The organism is Bacteroides caecigallinarum (assembly GCF_016901995.1).
Lineage (GTDB): Bacteria > Bacteroidota > Bacteroidia > Bacteroidales > Bacteroidaceae > Phocaeicola > Phocaeicola cellulolyticus.
This window is the reverse complement of record NZ_JACJLE010000037.1, coordinates 1-12,279: the sequence shown is the minus strand read 5'-3', so window position 1 is coordinate 12,279 and position 12,279 is coordinate 1. Positions and strand designations below refer to the sequence as shown.

General features: G+C 42.1%; 10 protein-coding genes. All 10 read left to right on the top strand.

Annotation, left to right across the window (positions count from 1 at the left end; genetic code table 11):
* The first annotated feature begins 17 nt into the window (after window positions 1-17).
* Window positions 18-1,046 (top strand): agmatine deiminase family protein, encoded by a 1,029-nt coding sequence (locus H6A61_RS10310; RefSeq protein ID WP_204393391.1) that lies wholly within the window; start codon window positions 18-20, stop codon window positions 1,044-1,046.
* 27 nt (window positions 1,047-1,073) lie between these two features.
* A complete protein-coding gene (locus H6A61_RS10305; protein ID WP_154042620.1) occupies window positions 1,074-1,961 on the top strand; it encodes a carbon-nitrogen hydrolase in 888 nt (295 codons plus the stop codon).
* A 15-nt stretch (window positions 1,962-1,976) separates the two neighbouring features.
* Window positions 1,977-4,055: a hypothetical protein gene (locus tag H6A61_RS10300; RefSeq protein ID WP_204393389.1), complete on the top strand. Its 2,079-nt coding sequence runs from the start codon at window positions 1,977-1,979 to the stop codon at window positions 4,053-4,055.
* A gap of 173 nt (window positions 4,056-4,228) precedes the next feature.
* Window positions 4,229-5,383: an SPOR domain-containing protein gene (locus tag H6A61_RS10295; RefSeq protein ID WP_204393387.1), complete on the top strand. Its 1,155-nt coding sequence runs from the start codon at window positions 4,229-4,231 to the stop codon at window positions 5,381-5,383.
* Between the two features lie 14 nt (window positions 5,384-5,397).
* Window positions 5,398-5,934 carry an FHA domain-containing protein gene (locus H6A61_RS10290; protein ID WP_204393385.1) on the top strand — a complete coding sequence of 179 codons (537 nt, stop codon included), beginning with the start codon at window positions 5,398-5,400 and terminating at the stop codon, window positions 5,932-5,934.
* Window positions 5,935-5,975: 41 nt separating this feature from the next.
* On the top strand, window positions 5,976-7,454 hold the full coding sequence (locus H6A61_RS10285; protein ID WP_154042616.1) for a 4Fe-4S dicluster domain-containing protein: 1,479 nt from the start codon (window positions 5,976-5,978) through the stop codon (window positions 7,452-7,454).
* A gap of 26 nt (window positions 7,455-7,480) precedes the next feature.
* Complete coding sequence (gene hydE / locus H6A61_RS10280) at window positions 7,481-8,518, top strand: [FeFe] hydrogenase H-cluster radical SAM maturase HydE (protein ID WP_204393383.1); 1,038 nt, start codon at window positions 7,481-7,483, stop codon at window positions 8,516-8,518.
* A gap of 63 nt (window positions 8,519-8,581) precedes the next feature.
* Window positions 8,582-10,000, top strand: coding sequence for a [FeFe] hydrogenase H-cluster radical SAM maturase HydG (gene hydG / locus H6A61_RS10275; protein ID WP_204393381.1), 1,419 nt, complete (start codon window positions 8,582-8,584; stop codon window positions 9,998-10,000).
* 33 nt (window positions 10,001-10,033) lie between these two features.
* Complete coding sequence (hydF, locus tag H6A61_RS10270) at window positions 10,034-11,224, top strand: [FeFe] hydrogenase H-cluster maturation GTPase HydF (RefSeq protein WP_204393379.1); 1,191 nt, start codon at window positions 10,034-10,036, stop codon at window positions 11,222-11,224.
* Window positions 11,225-11,309: 85 nt separating this feature from the next.
* Window positions 11,310-12,279, top strand: a 970-nt coding sequence (locus H6A61_RS10265; RefSeq protein WP_204393377.1) for an AAA family ATPase, incomplete at its 3' end; no start/stop codon positions are given.

The following is a 12,279-nucleotide window of genomic DNA, read 5'->3' as shown; positions in this document are numbered from 1 at the left end:
AAAACAATATAAGAATAATGAACAGTAATCTTTCGCTCCCGTCAGAATGGGACAAACAGAGTTATATACAGCTGACATGGCCACACATCAATACAGATTGGGCTTATATGTTGGAAGAAGTGGAAAAGTGTTTTGTAAATCTCGCTACAGAGATTGCATCAAGACAACCTCTCCTACTTGTTGCACCGGAATTCCCGGAGGCACTCAAAGATTTTCCATATAAAGAGAATATCACGTTCTTTCAGTGCAAGACTAACGACACTTGGGCAAGAGACCACGCATTCATTACACTGAAAGACAAACATGGCGACCCTCAACTGCTGGATTTCTGTTTCAACGGATGGGGTATGAAATTCGCTGCCGACAAGGATAACCTTATCAACAGCAAGCTTTTCGGCAAGCACATTCTGAACGGTGACTATATAAACAAGCGTGACTTCGTTCTGGAAGGCGGTTCCATTGAAAGCGACGGAAAAGGTACGCTCCTCACCACATCGCTTTGCCTGTTGGCACCAAACAGAAACGATACAATGTCGCGCCATGAGATAGAAGACTATCTGAAAGATGCTTTCAGTCTTCAGCAGATTCTCTGGCTGGACTATGGTTATCTGGCGGGCGACGACACTGACAGCCATGTTGATACCCTTGCAAGACTTTGTCCGGACGACACAATAGCATACGTAAAATGCAGCAATCCCGACGACGAGCATTACAGCGCCCTGCAAGCTATGGAAAAGCAGCTGGAGTCATTTACTACACTCGACGGCAAACCATACAGACTACTTCCTCTGCCTATGCCGGAAGCTATCTATGATGAGGACGGCTACAGACTGCCAGCCACTTACGCGAACTTCCTGATAATGAACGATGCTGTGCTATACCCTACTTACGGTCAGCCTGAAAATGACAAGGAAGCGGCAAGAGTTCTGTCACAGGCTTTCCCGGGAAGAGAAATCGTAGGCATAGACTGTAATGCCCTCATCAAACAGCACGGATCATTGCATTGCGTTACAATGCAATACCCAGAATCAGTATTCAAAGGATAAAAACATCAACATTATAATTTAACAGACATGAGCAGAATAATAAGAGTAGGTATCGTCCAGCAGTCATGCACAGGAGATATCAAATATAACTTGGAAAAACTTCACAGAAATATAGCTTCACTGGCAAAAGCCGGAGCACAACTAGTAGTATTGCAGGAATTGCACAACTCACTTTACTTCTGCCAGACAGAAGACACAAGACTGTTCGACCTTGCAGAACCTATACCAGGCCCTTCAACAGGATTTTATAGCGAAATAGCAGCGGCATACGGTATAGTTCTTGTAACATCACTGTTCGAACGCCGTGCGGCAGGTCTGTATCACAACACAGCCGTAGTGTTCGAAAAGGACGGAAGCATAGCAGGTAAATACCGCAAGATGCATATTCCGGACGATCCTGCTTATTACGAAAAATTCTATTTCACTCCGGGCGATATAGGTTTCGAGCCGATTCAGACTTCAGTAGGAAAGCTCGGTGTACAGGTATGCTGGGACCAATGGTATCCGGAAGGAGCCCGCATGATGGCGCTCAAGGGAGCAGAACTGCTCATCTATCCTACTGCCATAGGCTGGGAAAGCACTGACACCCAGGAAGAGAAACTTCGTCAGCTCGGTGCATGGGTTACAGTGCAGAGAGGTCATGCTGTGGCAAACGGACTGCCTGTAATCGCAGTAAACCGTGTAGGACATGAGCCTGATCCTTCAGGCCAGACCAACGGTATCCAGTTCTGGGGAAACAGCTTCGTGGCAGGTCCGCAGGGAGAGATAATTGCCCAGGCTGACAATATGAAGGAAGAAAATATCATAGTCGATATAGACATGAACCGCAGCGAGAACGTACGTCGCTGGTGGCCGTTCCTTAGAGACCGCAGAATTGACGAATTTGGAGAACTGACAAAACGATTCAGAGATTGATAAATCATACATGACATGGGTAAACTTGCACTTAAAATCTATAAAGCATTATATGGGCTTGACATTAAAGCTCAAAGTACCGAACTTACCAGACTTAGGCTTGAAAACAGAAGACTGTCTGAACTGTTGAGAAGTACATCAAGGGAATATAACGTCCTCAACGACAAGTACAAAAAGAAAAAAGAAAGTCTCAGCAATGAATATGGGGTGGTATCCGACGAGCTTAATGAGCTGAAGGAAAAGTACGAGGCCCTGGTCATGGAGAAAGATAATCTTGAAAACGTCATCAAGGAAAATTCTGAAAAGTTTAAAGAAGAAACAGATAAGGTTTCCCTGGAATCTGAAAAGATGTCCGGGGAGATCGAAAATCTGCAGAAGGTCATAGAAAGATTGAATGCAGAGAAAGATATTCTCGAGAAAGAAAAAGAAACACTCTGTAAGGAAAAGGAAACTCTTGGCACAGAAAAAGAAAATCTTGCTAAAGAACTGGAGACTATCAGCAAAGAAAAGGAGACGCTCAGCAATGAGAATGAGGCAGTCAGCAATGAACTGAAATCAATCAAAGAACGTCATCTTTCTGAAAAAGAAAGCCTCAACAAAGAGCTGGAATCGCTTCATGAACTTCATCAAGCCGAAAAGGAAAATCACAACAGCGAATATGAGTTGGTGGCTGATGAGCTGAAAGCGCTCAAAGAAAAATACGAGACTTTAGTCAAAGAAAAAGAGGAACTGGAGAAATCCGCAAAAGAGAATTCCGAAAAGCATAAGGAAGAGACAAGCAAAATTTCCTTTGAATCAGAAAAGATGAGCGGGGAAATTGAAAATCTGCAAAAGGTTATTGCTGAACTGAATACAGAAAAAGAAGCACTAATCAAAGAGAAAGAAAATCTTTGTAACGAAAAGGAAAGTCTGTTGCAAGAAAAGAATGCTCTCGGCAATGAAAAGAAAAACCTTGACAAAAAGAATGAAGAACTTGGAAAGGAAAATGAGACTCTGAATAAAGAAAAGGAAGTTCTCAGCAAGGAGAAAGAGGCTCTTAACAAGGAAAAAGAAAATCTCAGTAAAGAGCTTGAAACGCTAAGCAAAGAATTGGATTCGCTCAAAGAAAGCCACAAAGCGGAAAAAGAGACTCTGAGCAATGAGCTAAAATCAGCAAATGAACTTCACATTGCAGAGAAAGACAACTTAAACAAAGAAATAGAAAGCCGTGAAAAGGAAATAGCATCACTCAAAGAGTTATATAATAAGGAGAAAGAAGAGAACACTACCCTCTCCGAAAAAGTGAAAACCCTGGAAAGTGAAATAGCAAATATCAGCCTTACAGTTCAAACGCCAGAGGAAGTACCACCTGTTAATGAAGAAGAAAATGAAGTACTTCCGGCTGCTGAAACTTCCATCGATAAGAAATCAGACGATATAACTGATGACGAGGAAGCGATGAAAGAGAAGATGCAAAAGGAAATAGTCTCTTTAACACAGAAATACGATTATATCCGCGTCACAACAACAATAGGAAACCAGTATATCTACCAGTCCAGACATTTCCAACTCAGGACAGGACTGTTTGATTGGGGAATAGAAGGAAAGGAAATCATCACTGACGAAATCCTTTATCTGGAAAATTCAGCGGTAACAAAAATGGAAGGCCTGGACAGTCCTTTCGACGGTGAGGAAATAATATGCAATATGGAAGACGAGGATTCCGCTTCTGCTGTTGCCGATTCTCTACTGATGGCAATCTGTACATATCAGCCAATACAGGTAAATTATCATGACAAGAACGGACGTACAACTCTGAAGAATCTGTATCATGTAACATTCAAACCTTTGGCTAACAAGTTCAGTCTGCCATACAAAAATCTTTTCAGAGATATGCTCGACGAGAAGATTGATGCGGAACAACTCTCTGCATTATGTCCGCACAATCCTGAGCCAAGAAACTTCGCTATTCCGCAAATTCAGACTCTCCGCCGTTTCAATGCTTTCTTCACTACAAAAGAAGGCATAGAAACAATGAAAGAAGGAATTAAACTTGCACAGGATGCAGAACAGACAGAACTGGCAGAAGTGCTGATGAGTAAAATTCAGAGCTGAAAAACCTTTTAGGACACGTTCACCGGGCGTTCAGGAAACGTTCAGTGAACGTAGTCTGAACATGGTTTTGATTTCTTGGCCTAAAAGTTGACTATTTCGAAAATAGTCCGCTTTAAGCACAAATTTATCCTCAAAACGTGTACGGTCTTCTAAAAAAATTATAATTTTGCAGTATGAAAGAGTTAGCAAGACATATAGAAGTACTTTTACTGGAAAATGACTGTGTAATAGTTCCCGGTCTGGGAGGTTTCATTGCACACAATAAAGCTGCAGAGTTCAAGGATTCTGCAAATGTATTTTGCCCGCCGGTAAGGACTATCGGTTTCAATCCGCAGCTTATAATAAACGACGGTTTATTGGCACAGTCATACATGCAAGCCTACGACACTGACTTTCCTGATGCAAGCAGGAAAATTGAGAGTGTAGTATCTCAAATAAAAGATTCATTATATAAAAACGGACAGGCAGAACTTGAAAATATAGGAACGCTATATTATACTATGGCAGGAGTATATGGTTTTGAACCATATCAGAATGCTTTCTTCAGTCCGAGTCTGTATGGTTTGGGCAGTTTCTCAATTTCTCCTCTTTCTGAGTTGAAACCGGTCAAGGAAACCACCGTAGAACCGCGTATAATGATAGAAACAGTATCTTCTTGCGAAGAAGACAGGAAAGAAAAGGCAAAACAGCGCCATATCATTAAGCGTATGGCAGAGCATGCTGTAGGAATTGCCGCTGCTGTTATATTATTCTTTGTACTCTCTGTTCCGGTAGAGAACACTTATCTCGATAATTCAAGTTATGCATCTTTAGGAGCAGAAACCATGCTTGATGCCATCAGAAGCAAGTCAATGGCAACGACATCGCTTGAAACAAAGGATATCAAGCAGAATAATGCGACAAACAGACGAAATAATGTGAACACATTACGTCCTGTTGCTGTTAAAAGTGTAAAGGTGGAAAAAGCCGAGCCTAAAGCTTCTAAAGAAGTAAAGGTATTACCTGCTGTCGCAAAGAAAGAGGTGATCAAGGCTGAGTCAGTCAAGGCGGAAACAAAAAGTACAAAAGAAGTACAGAAAAGCAAATCTTCACAGAATAAGGGTATGTTCATTATCGTAGCGAGTCTGCAAACCATGCAGGATGCGGAAAAAGAGCTTGCCAAGTTCAAGAAACAGGGATATAATGAAGCTACTATTCTGGCATCGGACAACCGTTATCGTATAGCATTATACAGCTATACTGACAAGGCAAAAGCCTACGAAAAGATAAATGAACTGAGAAAAGACGAACAGTTCAAGACAGCGTGGTTACTGAATAAATCCAAATGATTAATTTTTAAGGAATGAAAAGAGTAAGATGTCCTAAATGCGACAATTACATCCAGTTTGATGAAACCAAGTATGAAGAAGGACAGTCATTGGTTTTCATCTGCCCCGAGTGTAAGAAACAGTTCAGCATACGTTTGGGACGTACCAAGCTTAATGCAGCAACACGTCGCGAAGAAATCATAGACGAAAAGGAAGGAACAAAGGATTTTGGCAATGTAGTGGTTATTGAAAACACTTTTGCATACAAACAGGTATTGCCTCTGCATGAAGGCGATAACGTGATAGGACGCAGATGCAAGGGAACAGATGTTGATATAGCCATAGAAACAAACGATCCGAGCATGGACCGCAGACATTGCATAATCAACGTAAAAAGAAATAAACAAGGAAAATTAATATATACATTAAGGGATAACGACAGTATTACAGGAACATTCCACATGAATGAAATCCTGGGGCCTAAAGAAAGAGTTATAATCGAAGAAGGAAGTATTTTCACTTTAGGAGCTACTACTCTTATTCTGCGCGGCGCAGAAGAAAACAAGGAATAACTAACTATATTTTTAACTAACATCACACTACTTTTTTACTTATGGCATTTACCAACAACGTAATGATTGTGAGACACAAACTGCTTGAAAATCTGGTAGCTTTGTGGAAGGAGAAACAGTTAATTGAAAAAATCGACCGTATTCCATTGGAATTCAGTCCAAGACGTTCTCAGCCTGTAGGACGTTGCTGTATCCACAAGGAACGTGCGGTGACAAAATACAAGTCACTCCCTCTGTTGGGATGGGATATGTCCGACGAGACAGACGAACTTACACCGCTGTCTGAATATGCACGCAAGGCACTTGAAAGACACGGAAAAATCAAGGAAAACATTCTTTGCGTGATAGACGAGGCTTGTTCATCATGCGTTCAGGTAAACTATGAAGTAAGTAACCTGTGTAGAGGTTGTGTGGCAAGAAGCTGCTACATGAACTGCCCTAAAGGTGCTGTACATTTCGACAAGAAAACAGGTCAGGCACGTATTGACCACGACACTTGTATAAGCTGCGGTATCTGTCATAAGAGCTGTCCTTATCATGCTATCGTATATATTCCTGTACCATGCGAGGAAGCATGTCCTGTAAAGGCTATCAGCAAGGATGAACACAACATAGAGCATATCGACGAAAGCAAATGTATCTATTGTGGAAAATGTCTTAACGCATGTCCTTTCGGTGCCATATTCGAGATTTCACAGGTGTTCGATGTTCTTGAAGAGATACGTGCAGGAAAACAGGTGATTGCCATCCCTGCCCCATCAATACTCGGACAGTTTGATGCTAAAATAGATGAAGTATATGGAGCATTAAAGCAGATTGGTTTTGCCGATGTTATCGAAGTAGCTGAAGGAGCTATGCAGACCACAAGCAATGAAGCCCACGAACTTCTTGAAAAGATTGCTGAAGGACAGACGTTTATGACTACTTCATGCTGTCCTTCATATATAGAACTTGTAAACAAGCACATACCTGCAATGAAACCATACGTTTCTACTACAGGTTCTCCAATGTACTACGCATCACGCATCGCAAAGAAGAAATATCCTGATGCTAAAGTGGTATTCATAGGTCCATGTATCGCCAAGAGAAAAGAAGCACAGCGCGATGAATGTGTAGATTATGTGATGACTTTCGAGGAAATAAGCTCAGTTATCAAAGGTATGGGAATTGACCTGAAGGAAGTTTCTCCATACAAGGTAGCCAAAGAATCTGTATGCGAGGCTCACGGATTTGCACAGGCCGGAGGTGTGGCAGGAGCTGTAAAAGCTTACCTGGGTGAAAAGGCAAACGGCATTAAGATTATGCAGATTTCGGATTTCAACAAGAAGAATATCGGTGTTCTCAGAGCATACGCCAAGACTGGTAAAGTTGACGCACAGTTCATCGAAATGATGGCCTGCCCTGAAGGATGTATCACTGGTCCAAGTTCATTCAACGATCCTCTTTCAGGCAAAAGACAGCTTAATCAGGATTTGCTGAAACGTCCTCTGAAATACGAGAACTACAAGGAAGAAGAATAAATAAAGATTTTTCATATCACATATATATGAGAAAACTTATAGAGCGACTTCATCGGGAGAAAACACTTTCTTCCGATGAATTTCGTATATTATTGGATGACTGCGATGACGACAGTCTTGAACTGATAAACAGCATTGCACGCTCCGAAACACAGAAAGTGTTCGGCAACAGGATTTTCGTACGCGGACTTATTGAGGTAGGAAACTGTTGTCATAACGACTGTCTGTACTGCGGAATACGCCGTAGCAACAGGAATGTGGAAAGATACAGACTAGACAAGGAAACTATACTGCAATGCTGTGACGAAGGCTACAGGCTGGGGTTCCGTACTTTTGTACTCCAGGGTGGCGAAGACAACTATATGACCGACGAAAGAATAGCAGACGTTGTATCGTCCATACGCCGGGAATATCCGGACGCTGCCATAACCCTTTCTTTGGGAGAAAAATCATACGAAGCATACAAGATGTTCTATGAAGCCGGAGCCAACAGATATCTGCTCCGTCATGAAACTCACAATCCGTATCATTATTCATTGCTGCATCCCGAAACGATGTCACTGCAAAACAGGCTGCAATGCCTTAAGAACCTGAAAGAGATAGGCTATCAGACAGGTACAGGCATTATGGTCGGCAGTCCGGGACAGACCACAGACAATATCATTGAAGATATTCTGTTCATCGGCGAATTCAAGCCACAGATGATAGGAATAGGCCCTTTCATACCGCACCGTGACACTCCATTTGCTGATAAAAGCGCTGGCAGCATACGCACTACCCTACTCCTGTTGTCAATATTCAGACTTATGCATCCACACGCACTCATACCGTCAACCACGGCATTGGCTTCACTCGCCCCCGACGGACGCGAAAGAGGAATACTGGCAGGTGCAAATGTAGTGATGCCAAATCTCTCTCCTCCACAGGAAAGAAGCAAATACTCGCTGTACAACAATAAGGCATCAATGGGTGCCGAAGCAGCAGAAGGTCTGGCTTTTCTTGAACAAAAGCTTAGTGCCATTGGTTATACTATTGACTACGGTCGAGGAGATTATGTTGAATAAGAGAAGTTAATTCTTTAATTTTCATAACTCCTTTAACCCCTATAACTTCTAAAAAATATAATTATGTACAGAGCCGATTCAAAAAAGGCTGAAGAATTTATCAGCCATGATGAAATTCTTGACACATTGAAATATGCGGAAGAGAATGCTGGAAACAGAGAACTCATATCATCCATTATAGAAAAAGCAAGAGCTTGCAAAGGTATCAGTCACCGTGAAGCCGCACTTCTGCTTGAATGTAATGACCCGGAACTACTGGAAGAGATATTCAGCTTGGCAAAGGAAATCAAGCAGAAATTATACGGCAACAGAATAGTGATGTTCGCCCCGCTGTATCTTTCAAACTATTGCGTAAACAGCTGTGTGTATTGCCCTTACCATATCAAAAACAAGACTATAGCCCGCAAAAAGCTCAGTCAGGAAGATATAGAACGCGAAGTCATAGCACTTCAGGATATGGGACACAAACGTCTGGCACTTGAAGCCGGCGAAGACCCGTTGCACAATCCTATAGAATATATCCTTGAATCCATCAAGACAATATACGGAATAAAGCATAAGAACGGAGCCATACGCCGTGTAAACGTAAATATCGCTGCCACAACTGTAGAGAACTACAGAAAGCTTCACGAGGCAGGAATAGGTACATACATTCTTTTCCAGGAAACATATCATAAGGAGAATTATGAGAAACTTCATCCGCGTGGCCCTAAAAGCAATTATGCTTATCACACAGAGGCAATGGACAGAGCGATGGAAGGTGGAATAGACGATGTAGGACTCGGTGTTCTGTTCGGCCTGAATACCTATAAGTACGATTTCACCGGACTGCTGATGCACGCGGAACATCTGGAAGCCATTTATGGAGTTGGCCCTCACACTATTAGCGTACCGCGAATATGTTCTGCCGACGATATAAATGCCGCAGACTTCGAAAATGCTATCTCCGACGAGATATTCCAGAAGATTGTAGCCATCATCCGTATAGCTGTGCCATACACGGGAATGATTATATCTACACGCGAATCGCAGAAATCGCGCGAGAAGGTTCTTGAACTCGGTATCTCACAGATAAGCGGAGGTTCGCGTACAAGCGTAGGCGGATATGCCGTAGAAGAGACACCGGAAGAAAACTCCTCACAGTTCGATATCAGCGACAACCGTACACTGGACGAAATAGTGTCATGGCTGCTGAAACTCGGATATATCCCAAGCTTCTGCACTGCTTGCTATCGCGAAGGACGTACAGGCGACCGCTTCATGTCATTGGTAAAAACAGGACAGATAGCTAACTGCTGCTCGCCAAACGCGCTTATGACTCTGCAGGAATATCTGGAAGACTATGCCTCTCCTGAGACAAAAGCCCTCGGTACGAAGATGATACGTGAGCAGATGGAAAAGATTCCTAATCCTGCAATAAAGAGACGTGCAATAGAAAATCTGAAATACATTGGCGAAGGAAAACGCGACTTCAGATTCTGATAATATAACTACAGCTTAAATAACCATAATAATATGTCATTGCAAGATACTCCAAGATCAAACCGCACACATATAGCACTTTTCGGTAAAAGAAACAGTGGAAAATCATCGTTGATAAATGCCATCACAGGACAGGAAGTTTCAGTAGTTTCGGACGTAGCCGGAACTACTACCGACCCTGTATATAAATCAATGGAAATACACGGCATAGGCCCGTGTGTATTTATAGACACAGCCGGATTCGATGATGAGGGAGAACTTGGAAATCTGAGAGTCAAACAGACATTAAAGGCTACGGAACGCACTGACATAGCTATTATGGTCTGCACAGACGATAATATCGAAGAAGAACTTCGATGGCAGAAAGTACTCACCGCAAAGAATACACCGGTGATATGGGTACTCAACAAGGCAGATATTCTGGACAACAAGACAGAAACAGCTCTTGCTATAGAGAAGAAATGCGGTATCAAACCTGTCATAGCAAGTACGCTGACAAAGGAAGGCATCGACGAGATAAGAAAAGCGCTGATAGAAAACCAGCCTGACAACTCTTCCGACAATAGTATAATAGGAAATCTTGCCGGCGAAAACGATACCGTACTGTTAGTCATGCCACAGGACATTCAGGCTCCGAAAGGCAGACTAATCTTGCCTCAGGTTCAAACCCTGCGTGAACTTCTTGACAAGAAATGCCTTGTAATGAGCTGCACCACAGACAAGCTGGAAGCAATGCTCAAAGCAATGGCAAATCCTCCGAAACTTATTATCACAGACTCACAGGTATTCAAGACCGTTTTCGAACTGAAGCCAAAGGAAAGCATACTGACATCGTTCTCAGTACTCTTTGCCAAGCACAAGGGCGATATAGACTATTTTGTAGAAGGTGCACGCACGATAGGCAAACTGAACAACAATTCAAAAGTCCTTATAGCCGAAGCATGCACCCATGCCCCACTCACAGAGGATATTGGCCGTGAAAAAATCCCAGCCATGCTTCGAAAAAGGTTTGGCAATGACATACATATAGATATTGTATCAGGACACGACTTTCCGGAAAATCTTGATGGCTACGACCTGGTTATCCATTGCGGCGCATGTATGTTCAACAGGAAATTCATGATGAACCGTGTGGCAAAAGCCAAGGAACAGAACATCCCTATGACCAATTATGGAGTGACTATAGCCTATATTCAGGGGATACTTGATTATATTGAGTATTAAAATTGGGAAAAGACCTATTAATTAATGACGTGAAAGTCTGATTTTTTATTTACCTTTGCGTAAAGTACAAAAAAAAAATCAGGTTATGAAATTTCCAATTGGTATCCAGAGTTTTGAACGCATTATTCAAGAAGGTTATATATATGTTGATAAAACTGACATTATTTATGACCTTACACATAATGGAAGCATTTATTTTCTCAGTCGACCAAGACGGTTCGGAAAGAGCCTACTTGTTTCTACTCTGGAAAACTATTATTCAGGACGTAAGGAACTGTTTCGTGGTCTTGCCATAGAAAAGATGGAGACAGAATGGAACGAGTATCCCGTTTTCCATGTGGATTTCAACGCAACTAATTTCACAAACTCAGGAGAACTGGAAAAGAAACTTAACTTTTATCTGGCGGAATGGGAACAGAAATACAATCTGCCTGTAAGAGTAAATGAATTGGGTCTTGGCGACCGCTTTATAAAGATTCTCGAAGCCGCTCATCTTCAGACAGGCCAACGCGCTGTGGTACTTGTAGATGAATACGACAAACCTATGCTTGATGTACTGGATGTGGATACCAGTCTGGAAGACAAACATCGAAACATTCTGAAAGCTTTTTATTCCGTGTTTAAGGGAGCGGATAAGCATTTGCAATTCGTTTTGCTGACAGGTGTAACCAAGTTCTCGCAGGTAAGTGTGTTCAGCGGATTCAACCAGCCGAAAGATATAAGTATGGATGTACGTTATGAAGCTCTGTGCGGTATTACTCAGGAGGAGATTGGAAAATATTTTACTGAACCTGTATCGCAAATGGCTGTTGAGTATCAGTGTACACCGGAAGAAATGTATAAACTGCTGAAGAAACAGTACGATGGATACCACTTCAGCGATAAACTGACAGACATTTATAATCCTTTCAGCTTGTTGAATACTCTTGACGCCAAACGTATCAAAGACTATTGGTTCAGCACAGGAACTCCCACATATCTTATTCGTCTGCTTAACCATTCGCATGAGAGAATGAACGAATTTACCGGAAAATATTACACTCCGGCAGAGTTTA